Raw genomic sequence first — 20,302 nt, 5'->3', positions numbered from 1 at the left:
CCACAATTCCGGCTCTATGCCCCTCCCTTACGAACTGGAACTCGGCTGGCGCTACACGCGCGCCGGGCGCGCCACGCGGCGCAACGGCTTCATCTCCTTCATCTCCGGCGTGTCGATGTTCGGCATCGCGCTGGGGGTGGCGGCGCTGATCATCGTGCTGAGCGTGATGAACGGCTTCCAGAAGGAAGTGACCGACCGCATGCTCGGCGTCATCTCGCACATCGAGATCAGCTCGCGCGATGGCCAGGCGCTCGGCGAGATCGACGCCATCGCGACCGAAGCGCGCAAGAACCCGCAGGTGATCGGCGTCGCCCCCTTCATTGCCGCGCAGGCGCTGATCGCGCGCGGTGACGACATGAAGGGCGCGCTGGTGCGCGGTATCGACCCCGCGCTGGAGCCGCAGGTCACCGACATCTCCACCACCGCGCAGCATGGCGCGCTGCTCAAGCTGGTGCCCGGCCAGTTCGGCATCGTGCTGGGCGTCGAACTCGCGCGCTCGCTCTTCGTGCGGGAGGGCGACCAGGTCACGCTGATCGCCCCCGGCGGGCAGGTGACGCCGGCCGGCGTGGTGCCGCGGCTCAAGCAGTTCACGGTGGTCGGCACCTTCGATTCCGGCCACTACGAATACGACTCGACGCTCGCGATGATCCACGAGCAGGATGCACAGCGCGTGTTCCGGCTCGAAGGCCCGAGCGGGTTGCGTATCAAGCTCAAGGACCTGCACCAGGCGCGCGAGGTGGCCGACGAACTGGCCGCCACGTTGCCGGGCACCTTCCTGATCCGCGACTGGACGCGGCAGAACAAGACATGGTTCGCGGCCGTGCAGGTCGAGAAACGCATGATGTTCATCATCCTGACGCTCATCGTCGCGGTGGCGGCCTTCAACCTCGTGTCGACGCTCGTGATGACGGTGACCGACAAGCGCGCCGACATCGCGATCCTGCGCACGCTGGGCTCGAGCCCGCGCAGCATCATGGGCATCTTCGTCGTCCAGGGGGCGATGGTGGGCATCATCGGCACCATCGGCGGGCTGCTCCTCGGCCTGGGCATCGCCTACAACATCGACGTGATCGTGCCTGCGCTGGAGCATCTCTTCCACGCGAGCTTCCTGCCGAAGGACATCTACCTCATCAGCAAGATGCCCAGCGATCCGCAGCAGGGCGACATCGTGCCGATCACACTCATCTCGCTGATCCTCGCCTTCGTCGCAACGCTGTACCCGAGCTGGCGCGCGAGCCGCGTCAACCCCGCGGAGGCGCTGCGCTATGAATGAACGGCTCGCCTCCACGCTCGGCCCCGGGCTGACCGTTCCGGCCCCCGAGGGGACCGCTGCCGTCGCGCGCCCCGCCGCCGAGGGCGTGGTCCTCAAGGTCCGGGGCTTGACCAAGCGCTTCCACGAAGGCCGCATCGACCTCACGGTGCTGCATGGCGTGGACCTCGACGTGCACGCGGGCGAGACGCTCGCGATCGTCGGCGCCTCCGGTTCCGGCAAGAGCACGCTGCTGCACCTGATGGGCGGGCTCGATGCGCCGACCTCGGGCAGCGTCGAGCTGCACGGCAAGAACATCGCGCATGTCGATCCCGCAGAGCAGGGGCGGCTGCGCAACCGGCACCTGGGCTTCGTCTATCAGTTCCACCACCTGCTGCCGGAGTTCAGCGCGCTCGACAACGTGGCGATGCCGTTGAAGATCCGGCGCGTGCCGCCGGCGCAGGCGAGCGAAACGGCCGTGGCCATGCTGACGGCCGTGGGCCTCGGCGAGCGCGTCCAGCATCGCCCCGCCGAGCTCTCGGGCGGCGAGCGCCAGCGCGTGGCCATCGCGCGCGCGCTGGTGACGCAGCCCGATTGCGTACTGGCCGATGAGCCGACCGGCAATCTCGATCGCGCGACGGCCGATGGCGTGTTCGCGCTGATGCTCGGGTTGGCGCGGGAGCGCGGCACGGCCTTCGTGATGGTGACGCACGACGAGAGCCTGGCCAGGCGCTGCGACCGCGTGCTGCGCCTCACCGCCGGACGGCTCGCGGGCTGAAGAGCTCGCGCAACGGGCGTCCGCGCAGCACGAGCCCCAGGCAGGCAGCGGCGAAGACCATCAGCACCAGGAAGTAGTCGGGCGCGGCCATCAGCGTGGCTTCCTTGCATGCACAGCGTGGCCAAGGCCGTGCCGGCGGCGATGCCGAACTGCGCGATCATGTTCTTCACCTGTTTGGCGTGGGAGAAGGCCTCCTCCGGACTGGCGCCGATGCCGCCCCTGATCGGGCCGGCGTTGAAGGCCACCACGCGGATGGGGGGCGCCTTTGTTGCTTCACTTGGTGGGCAAGGGTTCCTTGGTCTTGCCGCCTTCGTCCATCACCAGATAGGCCAGCAATCTGGCGGGCCGCGACGCACTCGCGTTGCGCGACACGAGGTGCCCGGTGCGCGGCGGCTCGTACCAGGATTCGCCCGCCTTGTAGGTGACCGCTGGCTGGCCTTCGAGCTGCGAGACGATTTCGCCTTCGAGCACGTAGGCGAAGACCGAACCGGAATGCACATGCGCGGCCGAGGCCTGCCCCGGTTCGTAGCTGACGATGGCCATGACGACCTGCTTGCCTGGGATCTCGGGCAGCTTGCGCACCTGCACCGGCGTGACCTTCTCTTCGGTGCCGTGGACCTCGTGGGCCAAGGCCCACGGGTGCGCCAGCGTGGCGCCGACGGCGATCGCGGCGAGGATGAGCTTCCTGGCGTTCATGGGCCTTCTCCTCAGGCCGTGAGCGTCTTGCGGAAGCCGATCGAGAGCCGGTTCCAGCTGTTGATGACGCCGATCGCGAGCGTGAGATTGACCATCTCGGCTTCGCTGAATTCCGCGCGCAGCGCCTCGTAGTCCGCATCGGGCGCGCGGCTCGCGGCGATGTCTGTGACGGCTTCGGTCCAGGCGAGGGCGGCGCGTTCGCGCGGCGTGAAGAAGGGCGTTTCGCGCCACACCGACACAGTGTGGACGCGGCGCTCGCTCTCGCCCTTCTTGCGCAGGTCGCTGGCATGCAGGTCGACACAGAATGCGCAGCCGTTGATCTGCGATGCGCGCAGCTTGACGAGATCCACCAGCACCGGCTCCAGGCCGAGTTTGCCGATGGCGACCTCCAGGGCGATCAGCGCCTTCACGGCCTCGGGCGAGGCCTTGTAGAAATCGATTCGTTGTTCCATGGTGTTGCTCCTGAGTGGCTGAAAGTGAGTCGATGTTAAAAACCGGCAGGTCATTCGCGGGCAGCCAATCCCAGGCATTTGCAGGAGGCCAATCCGATGGAGTTGCACGTCGTCATCGACGGTGACAAGGACCTGACCGGGCAGCTCTACCGGCAGTTGAGGGAAGCGATCCGCGCCGGCCGTCTTGCCGCCGGCGAGAAGCTGCCGCCCTCGCGCCTGCTCGCCGGGCAGCTCGGCCTGTCGCGCAAGACGGTGGCCGAGGCCTACGCCAGGCTCACCTACGACAAGCTCCTGGTCGGCCGCGTCGGCAGCGGCACCTTCGTTGCCGACGACCTGGCGCCGCGCGCGGCGCCGAGCCGCACCCCGCGCATTGCGGGCGCGGCGATGGTCGAGCGCTGGCGCAGCATGGACACGCCGCTGCGCCACCCCGCGCCGGCGGGCAACTCGCGCTACGAATACATCGGCGGCGCGCCGGCCCGCGGCCTGTTCCCGCACGCCGAATGGCGCCGCTGCGTGCTGCATGCGCTGCGCGAAGGGGCCCGCTCACGCGGCATGTACGGCCCGGTGGAGGGGTTGCCCGCGCTGCGCGATGCCATCGCGCGGCATGCGGCCTTCTCGCGGGGGGTGCGCTGCGGCGTGGACGACATCATCGTCACCAACGGGGCGCAGCAGGCGCTCGACCTGGTGGCCCGCGTGCTGGTGGAGCCCGGCTGCACGGTGGCCGTCGAGGAGCCCGGCTATCCGCCGGCGCGGCTGCTCTTCGGCGCGCAGGGCGCGCGGGTGGTCGGGATACCGGTCGATGCCGAGGGAATGCGGGTGGACCAGATCCCCGACGGCACGCGGCTCGTCTACGTGACGCCTGCGCACCAGTTCCCGCTGGGCATGCCGATGAGCGTGGGCCGGCGCGAGGCACTGCTCGCGCGCGCCCACGCGCTCGGCGCGATCATCATCGAGGACGACTACGACAGCGAGTTCCGCTACGAAGGCCGGCCGGCGGACTCGCTGCAGAGCATGGACAAGGAGGGCACGGTCGCCTTCGTCGGTACTTTCTCGAAGACGCTGTCGCCGGAGTTGCGCCTGGGTTACCTGATCGCGCCGGCGGCGATCCTGGAGGCGGTGTGCGTGGCCAAGCACCTGAGCGACTGGCACACCTCCACGCCGGCGCAGTGGGCGCTGGCGAAGTTCATCGGAGATGGGGAGCTGCACAAGCACATCCGGCGCAGCCACGCGGTCTACGCCGAGCGGCGCGAGCGCATCATGCGGCGCTTCGCCGGCGATCTTTCGGCATGGTTCGACCTGGTGCCGGCGACGGCGGGGATCCACATGGCCGCGGTTTGCAGACAACGCATCGATGTCGAGATGCTCTTGAGGCTCGCCCGGCGCGTCGATGTCGGGCTCTATCCGCTCGAGGGCTTCTATCACTTCGCTCCCGCGCGGCAGGGGTTGATGCTGGGCTACGGGGCGATCGAGACCGGGGACATCGATCCTTCCCTGGACCGGGTGCGGGACATCCTGACGCAGATGGGCTGAGGATCAGCCGGAGATCGAATACCCGCCATCCACCGGAATCGCGGTTCCCGTGACGAAATCCGAAGCCGCGCTCGCGAGGAACACCGCGATGCCCGCCATGTCCGCAGGCTGGCCCCAGCGCCCCGCGGCCGTGCGCGCGATCACGCGCTCGTCGAGCCCTTGCACCTGGGCACGCGCGCCATCGGTGAGTTCGGTCTGGATCCACCCTGGCAGCACGGCATTGACCTGGATGCCGTCCTTGGCCCAAGAGGTTGCCATCGCGCGAGTCAGCTGGACGATCCCGCCCTTGCTCGCGCCGTAGGCTGGCGCATAGGGTGCGCCGAAGATCGACATCATCGAGCCGATGTTGATGATCTTGCCGCCGCCGGCCGCCTTGAGGTGTGGATAGGCGGCACGCGAGCAAAGGAAGGCGCTGGTGAGGTTGGTGTCCATCACCTGGTTCCATTCGGCGAGCGAGAGCTGGTCCACGGGCTTGCGCACCGTGGTGCCGGCGTTGTTGACCAGGATGTCGAGGCGGCCGCAGCGTTCGGCGAGCTGATCGAAGAGCGCCTGTACCGCGTCTTCATGGGTCACGTCGGCTGCCAGCGCGAAGCTGTCGCTGCCCAGCGCCTTCAGCGCCTCGACCGCCGCCGCCGATTTCCCCGCGTTGCGCGCCGCGATGACGACGCGCGCACCCGCTTGCGCCAGTCCCCGCGCCATCCCGAGCCCGATGCCCCCATTGCCCCCCGTGACGAGCGCAACCTTCCCTGTCAAATCAAACATCATTTGCTCCTATGTGAATGCGGGAAGCCCATGAACACCGCAGACCCGGCTTTGGGGGAGAGCCAGTGAACACCGCGGAGCCGGCTCCGCCGGGCCGCAGGTGTTGCCCCCTGCAAGGGGGTGGGCGTTGCGACACGAAGCGCGCGAAGCCTGGGGGTGTTTAAAGGATCCTGTTGAACCAGAGCAAGGACAGCCCCGCCGACAGCAGCGCCAGCACGGCCGCGCCGAGCGCGAAGAGCGCCGAGATCTCCGTTTCCTTCTTCTCGACGGTGAGTCGCGAACTCAGGGAGCTGTAGACCTTGGACAGATCGGTGGCGGTGCCGGCATAGAAGTACTCGGCCTGCGTCTTGTTGGCGATGGCCTTGAGCGTTTCCTCGTCGAGGCGCACGCGCATCGACCAGCCTTCGAAGCCGATCGTCTCACCGTCGACCGTGCCGATGCCCACCGTGTAGACCCGCACGCCGCGGTCGGCCGCCGCCTTGGCCGCGTCGAGCGGATCGATGCCGGTGGTGCGCTGGCCGTCGGTCAGCATGATGATCGCGGCCGAGGTGTAGGAGCCTGGTGCCACCGGCGTGAAGTCCTTTTGCGGGCCCTTTCCGGCCTGGTCGATCGACACGCCGCGCCGCCGGCTCTGCGGGCTGAAGTCCGAGATCTCGATGCCGGCGTCCGGGAAGAGGGTGGCGAGCGAGACGACGATCGCGTCGCCGGTGGCCGTCGCGCGCTGGAGCTGGAAGGAGTCGATCGCCGCGACCAACTCCTCGCGGTTGGTCGTGGGGAGTTGTGCCACGTTCGCACTGCCCGCGAACGCCACGACGCCGACCTTCACGGAGCGCGGCAGTTCCTTCAGGAAGGTCTTGGCCGCTTCCTGCGCCGCCACGAGACGGTTCGGCTGAACATCGGCCGCGCGCATGCTGCCCGAGACATCCATTGCGAGGATGATGGTCTGCTGGTTCGAGGGCAGCACCACCACGGCCATGGGCCTGGCGGCGGCCACCAGCATCGCGGCGATCGCCAGCAGGAAGAGCAGCGGCGGGATGTGGCGGCGCAGCGTCTGTCCCGCACTCATCGCGTCGCGCACGATCGACAGGCTGGCATAGCGCAGCGCCAGCTTCTTCTTGCGGCGAATCAGCCAGAGGTACAGCAGCACCAGCAGGGGCAGCGCCAGAAGCAGCCAGAGGAATTGAGGCCAGAGGAAGTTCATGCTGCCACCGCCTTTGCTTGGGGTGACCCGATGCGCACACGGCGCTTGCGCATGTCGGCGAAGCGCACGATGGCCTCCACCAGATCATCCTCGGTTGAAAGTTCGAGCGCGTCGACGCCGACCTTCGCCAGGGCCGCGCGCAGGATGTCCTCGCGCTCCGCCGCAATGCGGGCAAAGCGCTTGCGGAAACCGGCGTCATGCGTGTCGACCCACAGCTGCTCCCCGGTCTCGGCATCGCGCAGCGGAACCAGGCCGAGATCAGGCAGCTGGAGTTCCAGCGGATCGAAGATGCGCACGGCCACCACCTCGTGGCGCTGCGCCAGTTGCGCGAGCGGGCGTTCCCACCCCGGCTCGCTCAGGAAGTCGGAAACGACGAAGATGGTCGAGCGGCGCTGGATCAGCATCGCGGCCGACTTCAACAGGTCGGCCAGCCGGGTCATGCCCACCTGCGTGGGCTGCCCCGACATCTTGCTCTGCGCGCGGCGCTCCATCACATGCAGCAGTTGCAACACGTGACGCCTGCCGGTGCGCGGCGGTATCACGGCCTCGACGTCGTTGCCGTAGACCAGCGCGCCGACGCGATTTCCGTGGCCGGTGAGCAGGCGCGCGACCACGCCGACAAAGCCGGCCGAGATCTCGCGCTTGGCCTTCTGGCCCGAGCCGAAGTCGACCGAGCGGCTCAGGTCGAGCACGAACCACGCCGCCATCTCGCGGTCTTCGGTGAACACGCGAACATAGGGCGTCTGCAGGCGCGCCGTGACGTTCCAGTCGATGTGGCGCACATCGTCGTGATGCTGGTATTCGCGCAGGTCGGCGAGGTCGAGCCCCGTGCCGCGCATCAGCGTGCGGTAGTCGCCTTGCAGAAGACCGTCGAGCCGGCGTATGACCGTCCACTCGAGCCGGCGCAGCACGCGCTCGGCGCCGCCGGCCGCGGCCTCGGCGGCCGCGAGCGCTTCGTCGTTCGCCGCCTTCGCGCGCTTAGGCCACCAGCTTTTCATGCTCGAGCGGTTTGGCTGGCGCGGGCACGGCCCGCATGATCCGTTCGACCAGGCTGTCGGGCGTGAGGCCTTCGGAGAGGCCTTCGTACGACATCGTGATGCGGTGGCGCAGCACGTCGGGCACCAGCGCGATCATGTCTTCGGGCAGCGCGTAGCTGCGCCCGCGCAGCAGGGCCAGCGCGCGCGCGCCTTCGGTCAGGTTGATGCTGGCGCGGGGACTGGCGCCGAAGGTGATGTAGCGCCGCATGTCCTTCATGCCGTGCTTCTCCGGGTTGCGCGTGGCTGACACCAGCCTGACCGCGTACTGGATCAGCGATGGGTCGACATACACGCGCCTGGCCTCGGCCTGCAGGTCGGCGAGCTGGTCGGTCGTGGCGACCGGGGCGACCTCCACCGCGGCGCCGATCACGCGCTCGACGATCACGAATTCTTCCTCGTCGGTCGGGTAGTCGACCAGCACCTTCATCATGAAGCGGTCCACCTGCGCCTCGGGCAGCGGATAGGTGCCTTCGGTCTCGATCGGGTTCTGCGTCGCCATCACGAGGAAGGGGCGCGGCACCTTGTAGGTCTCGCCGGCGATCGTGACCTGGCGCTCCTGCATCACTTCCAGCAAGGCGCTCTGCACCTTGGCCGGGGCGCGGTTGATTTCATCGGCCAGGAGCAGGTTGGCGAACACCGGGCCGAGGGAGGTGCTGAAGTCGCCGGTCTTCTGGTTGTAGATGCGCGTGCCGACCAGGTCGGCCGGGACCAGGTCGGGCGTGAACTGGATGCGCTTGAAACGGCCCCGCACGGTCTCGGCGAGCGTCTTGATGGTCAGGGTCTTGGCCAGACCCGGCACACCCTCCACGAGCAGGTGGCCGCCCGCCAGCACGGCGACCATCACGCGTTCGAGAAAACGGTCCTGGCCGACGACGACACGCTTGACCTGGTAGAGGATCTGCTCCATCAGCTCGGCGGTGGCGATCGATTCGTTCTCTGTGCTCATGCTGAATGCTTTCGTTGAAGATGAATCAGAACGGTGGCGAGCCGACGGCGGTCGCTGCGTTTTCGATCGGCACTGCAAAACCGATGCCAATGAAGGTCCGCGCCTGTGTCGGATTGAGGATGGCGGTGACGATGCCCAGCACCTCGCCGTCCATGTTGATCAGGGGCCCGCCCGAGTTGCCGGGGTTGGCAGCGGCGTCGAACTGGATGAGGTTGCCCAGTTCCTGCTTGCCTTCCGGCGAGCGGAACGAGCGGTCGAGGCCTGACACCACGCCCGCCGACACCGAGGGGCCGATGCCGAAGGGGAAGCCCACGGCCACCACCTGGTCGCCCGGCCGAAGGTCGGCGGTCGAACGCATGGTGGCCGGGATCAGGTCGTCGGGCAGCTTCGACGCCTGCAGCACGGCGAGGTCGTTCTCGGGTTGCACGCCGGTGACGGTGGCGGGCGATTCGAGCCCGTCGGCGAAGGTGACCTTGATGCTTTCCGCGCCGGCGACGACGTGCAGGTTGGTGAGGATGACCCCCTTGTCGACGATCACCACGCCCGTGCCGACGCCGCGTTCCACCTGCTGCCCGGGCACTTCGTCTGCATCCGGCGGCTTGCCCTTGGCGAGATTGCGGCCGCGCTTCTCCGTCTTGGCTTCGGGCGTGGCCTTTTCGTGGCCATAGCCCACGACACGCACCACCGAGGGTCGGATGATTTCCGCGGCCTTCGCGGCGGCGGAGGGAAGCGTGGTGGTCTGCAGGGTGCGCAGCACCGCCGCATCGATGTCCTTCTGCGTGAGCGTGTGCCCGTGCCGCGGCCAGAAGGCCACGCCCGCGCCGCCGACTCCGACACTCGCCGCGAGCAGGAATGCGAGACTCCACCGGCCGGGCTGCCATCGTCTCGATGCGGGGGCGGGCGCCAGGGCTGTCACGGGCGCCGGCGACTCGGCCGCATCCTGCGGCGCGCGGGGCGAACGGCTGTAAAAGGCGGGCCTGCGCATCGTGGCACCTCCGGCAAGAAGACGACGGGTCTAGACGTTCTGAAGAGGCACGGTAGCACGCTTTCCGCGGTCTTGCATCTCTTCGGGCATCATCAGCCGATGGTCAGCTTTGTCGATACCCATTGCCATCTCGATGCCCCGGAATTCGGGTCCGAGGCGCCGGAGATCCGCGCTCGCGCGGCAGCCCGGCAGGTCGCGCTGTGTGTCATTCCGGCAGTGGCGGTCGCCAACTTCGCCGCGGTGCGCGAACTGGCGCATGCCTACGGGGATGCCTACGCCCTGGGCATCCATCCCTTGTGCATCGGCGAGGCGCTGGATGCTCATCTCGCAGCGCTCGACGCCGAACTCGCCGCGCGGCGCGACGATCCCCGCCTGGTCGCGGTGGGCGAGATCGGGCTCGACTTCTTCGTCGAGGGGCTGGATCCCGACAAGCAGGCACGCTTCTTTCACACTCAGTTGCAACTTGCGCGCAAGCACGAGCTGCCGGTGATCATCCATGTGCGCCGTTCCGTGGACCAGGTCCTCAAGCACCTGCGCCAGGTTGCGCCGGGGCAGGTCTGGCGCGGCATCGCGCATGCGTTCAACGGCAGCGAGCAGCAGGCGCGCGCCTGCATCGAGCTCGGACTCAAGCTGGGCTTCGGCGGCGCGCTGACCTTCGAACGCGCATTGCAGCTGCGCCGGCTGGCCGCAGCCCTTCCGCTGGAGGCCATCGTGATGGAGACCGACGCGCCCGACATCCAGCCGCACTGGCTCTACCGCACGCAGGCGCAGCGCGCGGCCGGCGCGCCACAGGGACGCAACGAGCCGGCCGAGTTGCCCCGCATCGCGGCCGTGATGGCGCAGTTGCGCGGCCTCGGCATCGAAGCGCTGGCCAAGGCGACCACGCGCAACGCGATTTCGGCTTTGCCGCGCCTGTCCGGCCTGCTCGGCGTGTCAGTCGATCCACCCGGGACTGCGTAGGCCAAGTACCCGACTTGGCGGTCGGCACCCGGCGATCGGCTTTTTGCTGTCATCCTCGGAGCCTGCACATTCGTTGCAAGGGAGTGGCAAATTCGTCACTCCCTCGACACTCCGCCCACTCCAAATCATCAAGAGGAGCTTCACTATGAACAAATCGTCCCTTCGTGCCATTCCTGCCGTGCTGGCATTGACGCTCGCTTCGATCGGCCTGTCGGCTGTCGCGCAAACCACGCCGGCGCCCGCGGAACCGACGACCATGGAAAAGGCCAAGGCCACCGGCGAGAAGGCCGTGGACGCGACCGAACGCACGGCCAAGAAGGCTTACAAGGGCACCAAGAAGGTCGCCAAGAAGTCGGGCCATGCCGTGGCCAAGGCGGGTCACAAGACGGCCGACGCCGTGCGCAACGTCGGCGGCAAGATCGGCGAGAAGATCCCCGGCACCGCCGAGAACGAAGCCGCAAAGGCCGCGAAGAAGCCCTGAGCGCATCCGCTCGGCTACTGACGAAAAACCCGCCGCGGCGGGTTTTTTTTGCGTCGAACGGCGAAGGTGCCCGGCTGACTCAAGGCGCCGTGGGCAGCGGGATCGACGCCTTTCCGAGGTATTCGGCGTGGGGATGGCCGCGAGGCGCCACGCGCTCGTGTTGCAGCGCCAACGCACCTGCCAGCCCGGTGGCGGGATGGCAGTTGATGTACTCGTAGCTCTGCTCCTCGGCCTTCAGGACCGCGACCTCGTGGTAGAGCCGCAGCTTCAGGTCGAAATTCAGTTGCTTGGCCACGGGCGGGAACGAGCCCACGATGGCCTTGTGCGTGGGATGCGACCAGGCCCAGCGCTTGAGCTCCGAGAGCGAGCGCCAGTAGGCCATGCCGAAAGTCCTGTCGATGGGCTGCCCCGCATCGTCCAGATGCCGCATGTAGCGGCTGCTGTAGCAGCCGAGCGCGCGGCCTTCGCGCGCCAGGAACTCCATTCCCGTGCGCAGCGGCGGCTCCATCTCGCGCAGGTAGAGATCCCTCTCCTTGCCGTCGGTCTCGGCCCAGTCCTGGCCCGATCGGATGAAGGCCATGTTCTCGTGACCGGCAATGCGAATGCGCCCCTTGGGGTTCGGGCCTTCTCCGAACGCCAGTGCACCGGTCGCCACCATTTCATCGGTTTGCGACAGAGGCAGCCGATCGCGGGACGAGCCCCAGTAGCCGTGTTCCTGAATCGGCGCTTCGCTGATGCCGCCCAGCACGCAGCCCGCGCCTTCGCCGCGATCCGAGTCGCTCAGCAGCGATTCGTAGCGCTCGATCCGCGGGCTCACGATCTCCCGGAAGTAGCCCAGGCCGTCATTCAGGCGCTGTTCGGACTGCCACCAAGCGTCGACCGCGGGCTGCGCGACCCACCGACTGAAGCGATCCGGTGCATCCCAGTAGGCGAGCGCCAGGAAAGTGTCCTGGCCGGCCGTGTCGGCATGGAAGGCCAGTTCATGGTGGCCAGGGCCGTCGGGCGCGCTGAAACTGCCGACGATCCTGCGCAATGCGGCCCAGGCGTCGGCCTTTTTCCCGGCAGCTTGGGCCTGCACGCCGAAGTGAGCCATGACGATGCGATCGATCGATGGACGCGGCCGCGCCACATAGCCTGGAAACATCGGCACATAGTCATCCCCGATGGCCCGGTCTCGCGTGCGGGGACACCTCAGATGCGGTGCGATGGCTAACTCCATGTTCATGACTCCTTTTCGTGGTTAGGCGGATGGGCGAAAACGTCGGAATCCGACGAGCGACAGAAGGCGACACAGTGCGTAAAGAGCGCCTTCCATGAGCAAGACCGACGCGTGCATGGTGGGCAGTGCGCGCAGGATGGGCTTCACCGCGGCCGGCCTGGCGCCGGGACCATGAAGGCGGAACATGCCCGGGCAGAGGAATGAGAAATTGACCTTGTACCAAAGCGCAATGTCCGAAAGGAAGAGGCGCCATTGCCTTGGCTGCACCCCTATCTTTCTCGCGAGACCGGAAAGATAGGGGTAGTAGTCGACAAGGTGGGACACGCGCTCGAAATCCTGGGGAAAAAGCGCTCGGGCCAGGGCCTGCTGGCTGCGAATGCTTTCCGCCATCTCCTCGGGCTGCGGCAATGACATCCTTGTCGACGCCAATGGCGCGCAGGTCGTCGATCAATAGCTGCCAGTGCGTGCCATCGACCTTGGCATGCGCATTGATGGCGCGCTCGAAATCCGAGCTGGGGGTCGGGTAGACGTAGTACATCCGATTGATGTCGCGAAACGTCATTGCCAGATGAACAAAGAGAGGCGCCCAGATCCTCAGTTTCTCCACGACACTGTCTTCGCTGATTTCATGGGCTCGCGAAAAGAACGCATGTCCCTGGGTGCGCTCCTTCCGTTCAGCAATCTGCCTGAAGATCCGTTGCATTCTTTGGGCCTCATTCTTGTTGGCATTTGATTGAGTCGGCACCGGCAATTTGAATAAGAGAAGACTTCAGATTTGCGGGTCCGGCGGATGTTAGGGATGGCAAATTCCGGTGGCATGCATCTGCGACAATTCCCCAGAAAGAGCCCGCGCTTGTGTCGCGGTGATGCAGCAAGGGGAGTTCCGTGGGCATGCCCAGCAAAGAAGTGCCGCCATCGAGGCCGAACGCACAGACCCGGCTCAAGGGGCTGGCGCCGATCGTCTCCCCGGCCACGGTGGTGTTGGTCCTCGGCAGCTTCCCCGGCGGCCGTTCGCTGGCCGAGGGGCAGTACTATGCGCACCCGCAGAACCACTTCTGGAAGATCTTGCAAGCGCTTTGGCCCGACAGCCCGCTACCGGCGGGCACTGACAGTTATCCCGCGCGCGCCGCCTGGCTGCTCGACCGCGGCCTCGGCCTGTGGGACGTCTACGCCGAATGCGAGCGCGAAGGCAGCCTCGACTCGGCCATCCGCCATCCCATGGTCAACGACATCGCCGGGCTGGCCCTGCCGAGGCTGGCCGCGATCGCGCACAACGGCTCGGAAAGCTTCAAGCACGCGCGGCACACCCAGACCCTGGGGGTGCCGGTCTACCGCCTGCCGTCCTCCAGCGCGGCCAATGCGTCGTGGGCCTTCGAGCGCAAGCTCGATGCATGGCGCGCGGTCTTCCTGAAGCACGGGCTGCTCTGATGGCCACCCGAAAGGCGGCGGCTCCTGAACTCCCGGAAGTCAATTTCTCCGACTGGGGCGACGTGCGTTATCTGCACCTCGGCACCGAGTGGATCCAGGGCTCGATGAAGCTGGACGCGCCCTTCGAGATCGAGCTCGAGTACGTCCAGCGCATGATGGCCTGGCTGCTTTTCGTCGATGCCGGCAGCGTCGCGAATCGCCATGCGATGCAGCTCGGCCTGGGCGCGGCCAGCCTCACCAAGTTTTGCCGCAAGACCCTGCGCATGCGCACGACGGCGGTCGAGTTGAACCCGCAGGTGGTGGCGGCATGCCGCGGCTGGTTCAAGCTGCCGGCGGACGACGCGCGGCTGGAAGTGGTGATCGCCGATGCGGCGACGGAGATCCGCCAGCCGAAGTGGCTGGGCACGGTCGATGCGCTCCAGGTCGACCTGTACGACCACGAGGCGGCCGCGCCCGTGCTCGACAGCGAGGACTTCTATGCCGACTGCCGCGCCTTGCTGACCGAGGACGGCTGCATGACGGTCAACCTGTTCGGCCGCTCCTCCAGCTATGCGCGCAGCCTCGAGAAGATCATGGCCGCCTTCGGCAGCGACGCGGTCTGGGCTTTCAAGGCCACCCGCGAAGGCAATACCGTGGTGCTGGCCCAGCGCACCGCGAGCCGCCCGAAGCGCCCCGAGCTTGCCGAGCGCGCACAAACCATCCAGACTCGCTGGGGCCTGCCCGCGCCCAAGTGGTTGCGGGTGTTCAAACCGCAGACCTGATCCATGAGCGTCGTCACTCCCATCCCGCCCGCATCGTCCCGGCATGAGGGCCCGCTGGTCCTCAAGCATCTGATCGAATGGCTGGCCAAGGACGGCGTGATTTCCCCGGTCGAGGCCAAGCGCACGCTGGCGCGCTGCGCGCAGGTCGAAAGCCGGCAGGCGCCGCTGGTGCGGCTGGCCAACGTCGCGATGGCGCGCGAGAGCGACGGCAAGCCGCTCGACCTCGAAATGCTCACCCAGTGGCTGGCCGGTCGCGCCGGGCTGGCGTACCTGCGCATCGATCCGCTCAAGGTCGACGTGGGCAAGGTGGCCGACACCATGAGCGCGGCCTATGCGGAGCGGCACAAGGTGCTGCCTGTCCAGGTGACGCCCAGCGAGGTGGTGGTGGCGACGGCCGAGCCCTTCCTGACCGACTGGATCTCCGAGGTCGAGCGCCAGTCGCGCCGCTCGGTGCGCCGCGTGATCGCCAATCCGACCGACATCCAGCGCTACACGGCGGAATTCTTCGCGCTCGCCAAATCGGTGAAGGCGGTGCAGAAGGCCGGCGGCAGTGCCGGCGGCAGCAGCTTCGAGCAACTCGTCGAGCTCGGCAAGAGCAACAAGCAGCTCGATGCCAATGACCAGAGCGTGGTGCAGGTGGTCGACTGGCTGTGGCAATACGCCTTCGACCAGCGCGCCAGCGACATCCACCTGGAGCCGCGCCGCGACCAGGGCGTGATCCGCTTCCGAATCGACGGCGTGCTGCATCCGGCCTACCAGATGCCGATGGGCGTGATGAACGCGATGGTGTCGCGCATCAAGCTGCTCGGCCGGATGGACGTGGTCGAGAAGCGCCGACCGCTGGACGGCCGCATCAAGACGCGCAATATGCGCGGCGACGAGGTCGAGATGCGGCTTTCGACGCTGCCGACGGCCTTCGGCGAGAAGATGGTGATGCGGATCTTCGATCCGGACACGGCGGTCAAGGACCTGGACGCGCTCGGCTTCGCCCGGCACGACGCGCAGCGCTGGGAGCAGCTCGTCACGCGGCCGCACGGGATCATCCTGGTGACCGGCCCGACCGGCTCGGGCAAGACGACGACGCTCTACTCCACGCTCAAGCGCGTGGCGACCGAACAGGTCAACGTGAGCACCATCGAGGACCCGATCGAGATGATCGAGCCGTCCTTCAACCAGACGCAGGTGCAGCCGCAGCTGGATTTCGGCTTCACCGAGGGCCTGCGCGCGCTGATGCGGCAGGACCCGGACATCATCATGGTGGGCGAGATCCGCGACCTCGCGACGGCCGAGATGGCGGTGCAGGCCGCGCTCACGGGGCACCTGGTCTTCAGCACGCTGCACACCAACGACGCGCCGAGCGCGGTGACGCGGATGATGGAGCTGGGCGTACCCTCGTACCTGATCAACGCCGTGATGCTGGGCGTGCTGGCGCAGCGGCTGGTGCGCACGCTGTGCACGCACTGCAAGGAACCCGACGAGTCGGTGACGCGCGAGAAGCTGGCCGAATTCGTCAAGCCCTGGCAGATCACGGGCTCCGTGCGCGCCTACAAACCGGTGGGTTGCGTGGACTGCCGCATGACGGGCTACATGGGGCGCATGGGCTTATACGAGTTGCTGACGATCAGCGAGGCCTTCAAGACCGAGGTGACGAAGGAGCCCGACACGGGGGCGTTGCGACGCCAGGCCGTGTTGGACGGCATGCGGCCGCTGCGGCTGGCGGGGGCGCTTCGGGTGGCTGAAGGCCTGACGACGATCGAGGAAGTGCTGAGCGCAACGCCGCCCTTGGAGTAGGGGGCTACTGTGTACGGACTGGTGCGAGCAGGGGCGCGGCGGGGGGCGTTGGGACTGATCCCTCCGCCGGACGCTTCGTTGTTGCGCGAAGGTTGATCCGTTGGAGGTGCCCTCGGTGCTTGCACAGCCCTGAGCCCGCACCGCATGCCGGGCGCGCGTCCATGGGACACCATGACTTCATGCCCACGCCCAAGGGATAACCCTGAAACGCCGATAGGTGAAACCCACATCAACCTGACCGGAAGCTGACTACACAATCGCCACCGAACCATTTCGTGGAGACTGTTCGTGAAAATCAAGAGTCAGAAAGACTTCTTTGCCGGCCTGATGTTCGCCCTCATCGGCGTCGGCTTCGCCTGGGGCGCCACCACCTACACCGTCGGCAGCGGTGCCCGCATGGGGCCAGGGTACTTCCCGCTCATGCTGGGCGTCCTGCTGGCCGTCCTGGGCACCGTCGTCATCTTCTCCTCCCTGACCATCGAGACGCCGGACGGCGATCCGGTCGGCAGCATCGCCTGGCGGCCGCTCGGCTTCATCATCGGCGCCAACCTGCTCTTCGGGCTGCTGCTGGGCGGCGTCGTGTCGTGGGGCCTCCCCGCCATGGGCCTCATCGCCGCCATCTATGCGCTGGTGCTGGTCGCCGGCCTCGCGGGCGAAAAGTACAGCCTCAAATCCAGCCTGGTCCTCGCCACCATCCTGGCCGTCGGCAGCTACATCGCCTTCGTCGTCGCGCTGAAGCTGCAGTTCCAGGTCTGGCCCACCTTCATCACCGGCTGAGCGCCGCCAGAAGACATCCATGGACCTCATCAACAATCTTTCCATCGGGTTCACCGCGGCGTTCACGCTGCAGAACCTCATCTACGCCTTCGTCGGCTGCCTGCTGGGCACACTGATCGGCGTGTTGCCGGGCATCGGGCCGGTCGCCACCATCGCGATGCTGCTGCCCGCCACCTACGCGCTGCCGCCGGTGGCGGCCCTCATCATGCTGGCCGGCATCTACTACGGCTCGCAGTACGGCGGCTCCACCACCGCCATCCTGGTCAACCTGCCCGGCGAGTCGTCTTCGGTCGTGACCGTGATCGACGGGCACCAGATGGCCAAGCAGGGCAGGGCCGGGCCCGCGCTGGCGGCGGCCGGCCTGGGCTCCTTCTTCGCGGGCTGCGTCGGCACGCTCATCCTGGCGGCCTTCGCTCCGCCGCTGACCGAACTGGCCTTCAAGTTCGGCCCGGCCGAATACTTCTCGCTGATGATCCTGGGCCTGATCGGCGCCGTGGTGCTGGCCTCGGGCTCCCTCATCAAGGCCATCTGCATGATCGTGCTGGGCCTGCTGATCGGCCTGATCGGCACCGACGTGAACTCGGGCGTGGCGCGCTACAGCTTCGACATCCCCGAACTCACCGACGGGGTCGGCTTCATCGTGATCGCGATGGGCGTGTTCGGCTATGGCGAGATCATCTCCAACCTGTCGCGGCCCGAGGAGGATCGCAAGATCTACACGGCCGAGGTGCACGGCCTGTGGCCGACCAAGGACGACTTCAAGCGCATGACGCCGGCGGTGCTGCGCGGCACGGCGCTCGGCTCGGCCCTGGGCATCCTGCCCGGCGGCGGCGCGCTGCTGTCGGCCTTCGCGGCCTACACGCTGGAGAAGAAGATCAAGCTCGCGCCCGGCGAAGTCGCCTTCGGCAAGGGCAACATCCGCGGCGTCGCCGGCCCGGAGGCTGCCAACAACGCGGGCGCCCAGACCTCCTTCATCCCGCTGCTCACCCTGGGCATTCCGCCCAACCCCGTGATGGCGCTGATGGTCGGCGCCATGACCATCCACAACATCCAGCCGGGCCCGCAGGTGATGACCAGCAACCCGGAGCTTTTCTGGGGCCTCATCGCCTCGATGTGGATCGGCAACCTGATGCTGATCGTCCTGAACCTGCCGCTGATCGGCATCTGGATCAAGCTGCTGTCGATTCCCTACCGCTGGCTCTTCCCCGCCATCGTGCTGTTCTGCGCGATCGGCGTTTATTCGACGAACAACAACGTGTTCGACATCTGGATGGTGGCGATCTTCGGTGTGGTGGGCTACACCTTCATCAAGCTCGGTTGCGAGCCCGCGCCCCTGCTGCTGGGGCTGATCCTGGGGCCGATGATGGAAGAGAACCTGCGGCGCGCGCTGCTGCTCTCGCGCGGCGACTGGGGGGTGTTCGTCACGCGGCCGATCTCGCTCGGTCTCCTGGCGGCGGCGGCGCTGCTGCTGGTGATCGTGCTGCTGCCTTCGGTGAAGTCGAAACGGGAAGAAGCCTTCGTCGAGGATTGACGGGGAAGAACCCACGGCCGAGGCCGCAAAGCAGGACGGCGCCTTCGGGCGCCGTTTTTGCTTGAAAGCAGGCCCGCGGCCAAACCGTCAGAATCCATCTCCATGAAATTCGATTACGCCAATCCCTACACCTCCACCCGGATCCCGGTTTTCGCGCGCAACGTCGTCTCGACATCGCATCCGCTGGCCGCCCAGGCCGGCCTGCGCATGCTCCAGCAGGGCGGCAACGCGGTCGACGCGGCCATCGCCACCGCGGCCGTCATGACCCTGGTCGAGCCGGTGAGCAACGGATTGGGCAGCGACGCCTTCTGCATCCTGTGGGACGGCAACAAGCTGCACGGCCTGAACGCCTCCGGCTGTGCGCCGCAGGCCTGGACGCCGGAATACTTCCGCCGCAAGTACGGCGCCGGCGCGGCGACGCCGCCGCAGCGCGGCATGGACTCGGTCACGGTGCCCGGTGCGGTCGGAAGCTGGGTCGCGCTGTCGGAGCACTTCGGCAAGCTGCCCTTCGAAGACCTGCTGGCCCCGGCCATCGAGATCGCCGAGCGCGGCTACCTGATGCCACCGGTGGTGCAGCAGAAGTGGGCCGCGGCCACGCCGCTGCTGAAGTCGCAGCCTGGTTTCGCGCAAAGCTTCCTGCCCTGGGGGCGCGCGCCGGAAGTCGGCGAACTGTTTCGCTTTCCCGCCGCCGCGCGCGCGCTGAAGGCCATTGCCGCGACCAAGGGCGACGCCTTCTACAGCGGGGAAATCGCCGAGGCGCTCGAGAAGTTCTCCAACGAGAGCGGCGGCAGCCTCAAGGTGCGCGATCTCGCCAACTGGAAGCCCGAGTGGGTCGAGCCGATCGCGCAGGACTACCGCGGCTACACGCTGCACGAGATCCCGCCCAACGGCCAGGGCATCGCGGCGCTGATCGCGCTGGGCATCCTCGAGCACTTCGACATCGCCTCCATGCCGCTCGATTCGGTCGCCTCGCAGCATCTGCAGATCGAGGCCATGAAGCTCGCCTTCGCCGACACCTACCGTTATGTGTCCGACCCATCGTCGATGGAGCTGAGCCCGCTGCAAATGCTCGATGCCGGATATCTGGCATCTCGTGCCAGACTCATCGACGTGAACAAGGCGCAGGACTTCAAGGCGGGCAACCCGGTCAAGGGTGGCACCATCTATCTCACGGCGGCCGACGAGAGCGGAATGATGGTGAGCTTCATCCAGAGCAACTACATGGGCTTCGGCTCCGGCTGCGTGGAGCCGGAGTTCGGCATCAGCCTGCAGAACCGCGGCCACGGCTTCAGCCTGGACGACAAGAGCCCCAACGTGGTGGCGCCGCGCAAGCGGCCCTTCCACACCATCATCCCCGCCTTCCTCACGAAGGATGGCGCGCCGGTGATGAGCTTCGGCGTGATGGGCGGCAACATGCAGCCGCAGGGCCATATGCAGACGCTGGTTCGCATGCTGGACTACGGCCAGAACCCGCAGGCGGCCTGCGATGCGCCGCGCTGGCGCTTCAACAGCGGGCTGGACATCAACGTCGAGGCGGCGATGAAGCCGGACACGCTGCAGGGCTTGTCCGACCTCGGCCACAAGATGAGCGTCATCAACGACTCCTACCAGGACTTCGGCGCCGGCCAGTTCATCTGGCGCGCGGGCGATCCGGCGATCGAAGGCTATGTGGCGGCGAGCGACGCGCGCCGTGACGGCCAGGCGGCCGGGTTCTGAGG

The 20,302-nt window shown here is 67.2% G+C and carries 21 protein-coding genes; 12 read left to right on the top strand and 9 right to left on the bottom strand.

Features of this window, described 5'->3' with window-relative positions; all coding sequences use genetic code 11:
- Positions 1-16 precede the first annotated feature (16 nt).
- Positions 17-1,273: a lipoprotein-releasing ABC transporter permease subunit gene (locus AC1DNF_RS05535; protein ID WP_478147551.1), complete on the top strand. Its 1,257-nt coding sequence runs from the start codon at positions 17-19 to the stop codon at positions 1,271-1,273.
- Entirely contained in the window at positions 1,266-2,027 is a 762-nt protein-coding gene (gene lolD / locus AC1DNF_RS05530; protein ID WP_478147550.1) for a lipoprotein-releasing ABC transporter ATP-binding protein LolD, read from the top strand. The genes AC1DNF_RS05535 and lolD overlap by 8 nt, the downstream gene beginning before the upstream one ends.
- Before the next feature lie 273 nt (positions 2,028-2,300).
- On the opposite strand, the gene AC1DNF_RS05525 is transcribed toward lolD, so the two are convergent.
- Together AC1DNF_RS05525 and AC1DNF_RS05520 are read right to left on the bottom strand one after the other, a co-directional pair.
- A complete protein-coding gene (locus AC1DNF_RS05525) occupies positions 2,301-2,723 on the bottom strand; it encodes a cupin domain-containing protein (RefSeq protein ID WP_478147549.1) in 423 nt (140 codons plus the stop codon).
- A gap of 11 nt (positions 2,724-2,734) precedes the next feature.
- On the bottom strand, positions 2,735-3,175 hold the full coding sequence (locus AC1DNF_RS05520) for a carboxymuconolactone decarboxylase family protein (protein WP_478147548.1): 441 nt from the start codon (positions 3,173-3,175) through the stop codon (positions 2,735-2,737).
- Between the two features lie 96 nt (positions 3,176-3,271).
- Here AC1DNF_RS05520 and pdxR point away from each other — a divergent pair, with 96 nt between their 5' ends.
- Complete coding sequence (pdxR, locus tag AC1DNF_RS05515; RefSeq protein ID WP_478147547.1) at positions 3,272-4,705, top strand: MocR-like pyridoxine biosynthesis transcription factor PdxR; 1,434 nt, start codon at positions 3,272-3,274, stop codon at positions 4,703-4,705.
- A 3-nt stretch (positions 4,706-4,708) separates the two neighbouring features.
- On the opposite strand, the gene AC1DNF_RS05510 is transcribed toward pdxR, so the two are convergent.
- From AC1DNF_RS05510 to AC1DNF_RS05490, 5 genes are all read right to left on the bottom strand, one after another.
- Positions 4,709-5,467 carry an SDR family NAD(P)-dependent oxidoreductase gene (locus tag AC1DNF_RS05510; protein WP_478147546.1) on the bottom strand — a complete coding sequence of 253 codons (759 nt, stop codon included), beginning with the start codon at positions 5,465-5,467 and terminating at the stop codon, positions 4,709-4,711.
- Positions 5,468-5,627: 160 nt separating this feature from the next.
- Complete coding sequence (locus AC1DNF_RS05505) at positions 5,628-6,668, bottom strand: VWA domain-containing protein (protein ID WP_478147545.1); 1,041 nt, start codon at positions 6,666-6,668, stop codon at positions 5,628-5,630.
- The gene (locus AC1DNF_RS05500) at positions 6,665-7,666 is read right to left on the bottom strand and encodes a DUF58 domain-containing protein (RefSeq protein WP_478147544.1); all 1,002 of its coding nucleotides are present in this window, start codon (positions 7,664-7,666) and stop codon (positions 6,665-6,667) included. Before AC1DNF_RS05500 ends, AC1DNF_RS05505 begins: the two co-directional genes overlap by 4 nt.
- Positions 7,647-8,651 (bottom strand): AAA family ATPase, encoded by a 1,005-nt coding sequence (locus AC1DNF_RS05495; RefSeq protein ID WP_478147543.1) that lies wholly within the window; start codon positions 8,649-8,651, stop codon positions 7,647-7,649. The genes AC1DNF_RS05500 and AC1DNF_RS05495 overlap by 20 nt, the downstream gene beginning before the upstream one ends.
- A 25-nt stretch (positions 8,652-8,676) precedes the next feature.
- Positions 8,677-9,636: a S1C family serine protease gene (locus AC1DNF_RS05490; RefSeq protein WP_478147542.1), complete on the bottom strand. Its 960-nt coding sequence runs from the start codon at positions 9,634-9,636 to the stop codon at positions 8,677-8,679.
- Between the two features lie 99 nt (positions 9,637-9,735).
- Between AC1DNF_RS05490 and AC1DNF_RS05485 the strand changes: the two genes are divergently transcribed.
- Positions 9,736-10,596, top strand: coding sequence for a TatD family hydrolase (locus AC1DNF_RS05485; RefSeq protein WP_478147541.1), 861 nt, complete (start codon positions 9,736-9,738; stop codon positions 10,594-10,596).
- Positions 10,597-10,741: 145 nt separating this feature from the next.
- On the top strand, positions 10,742-11,077 hold the full coding sequence (locus AC1DNF_RS05480) for a hypothetical protein (protein WP_478147540.1): 336 nt from the start codon (positions 10,742-10,744) through the stop codon (positions 11,075-11,077).
- 79 nt (positions 11,078-11,156) lie between these two features.
- Here the strand turns inward: AC1DNF_RS05480 and AC1DNF_RS05475 are convergent, their stop codons facing one another.
- Both AC1DNF_RS05475 and AC1DNF_RS05470 read right to left on the bottom strand, forming a co-directional pair.
- Entirely contained in the window at positions 11,157-12,296 is a 1,140-nt protein-coding gene (locus tag AC1DNF_RS05475; RefSeq protein WP_478147539.1) for a phenylacetaldoxime dehydratase family protein, read from the bottom strand.
- 21 nt (positions 12,297-12,317) lie between these two features.
- On the bottom strand, positions 12,318-12,710 hold the full coding sequence (locus AC1DNF_RS05470; protein WP_478147538.1) for a hypothetical protein: 393 nt from the start codon (positions 12,708-12,710) through the stop codon (positions 12,318-12,320).
- Positions 12,711-12,756: 46 nt separating this feature from the next.
- On the opposite strand from AC1DNF_RS05470, the gene AC1DNF_RS05465 reads away from it, so the two are divergent.
- From AC1DNF_RS05465 to AC1DNF_RS05435, 7 genes are all read left to right on the top strand, one after another.
- Positions 12,757-13,029, top strand: coding sequence for a hypothetical protein (locus AC1DNF_RS05465; RefSeq protein ID WP_478147537.1), 273 nt, complete (start codon positions 12,757-12,759; stop codon positions 13,027-13,029).
- Positions 13,030-13,187: 158 nt separating this feature from the next.
- Complete coding sequence (locus AC1DNF_RS05460; RefSeq protein ID WP_478147536.1) at positions 13,188-13,724, top strand: DNA-deoxyinosine glycosylase; 537 nt, start codon at positions 13,188-13,190, stop codon at positions 13,722-13,724.
- Positions 13,724-14,485, top strand: coding sequence for a spermine/spermidine synthase domain-containing protein (locus tag AC1DNF_RS05455; protein WP_478147535.1), 762 nt, complete (start codon positions 13,724-13,726; stop codon positions 14,483-14,485). Before AC1DNF_RS05460 ends, AC1DNF_RS05455 begins: the two co-directional genes overlap by 1 nt.
- A 3-nt stretch (positions 14,486-14,488) precedes the next feature.
- Entirely contained in the window at positions 14,489-16,276 is a 1,788-nt protein-coding gene (gene tfpB / locus AC1DNF_RS05450) for a type IV pilus assembly ATPase TfpB (protein ID WP_478147534.1), read from the top strand.
- A gap of 288 nt (positions 16,277-16,564) precedes the next feature.
- Positions 16,565-17,053 carry a tripartite tricarboxylate transporter TctB family protein gene (locus tag AC1DNF_RS05445; RefSeq protein ID WP_478147533.1) on the top strand — a complete coding sequence of 163 codons (489 nt, stop codon included), beginning with the start codon at positions 16,565-16,567 and terminating at the stop codon, positions 17,051-17,053.
- A 19-nt stretch (positions 17,054-17,072) separates the two neighbouring features.
- The gene (locus tag AC1DNF_RS05440; protein WP_478147532.1) at positions 17,073-18,584 is read left to right on the top strand and encodes a tripartite tricarboxylate transporter permease; all 1,512 of its coding nucleotides are present in this window, start codon (positions 17,073-17,075) and stop codon (positions 18,582-18,584) included.
- A gap of 102 nt (positions 18,585-18,686) precedes the next feature.
- Complete coding sequence (locus AC1DNF_RS05435) at positions 18,687-20,300, top strand: gamma-glutamyltransferase family protein (RefSeq protein WP_478147531.1); 1,614 nt, start codon at positions 18,687-18,689, stop codon at positions 20,298-20,300.
- Positions 20,301-20,302: the final 2 nt, after the last annotated feature.

Source organism: Variovorax sp. 01T432 (genome assembly GCF_056398605.1).
This window is presented reverse-complemented; position numbering and strand designations above follow the sequence as displayed.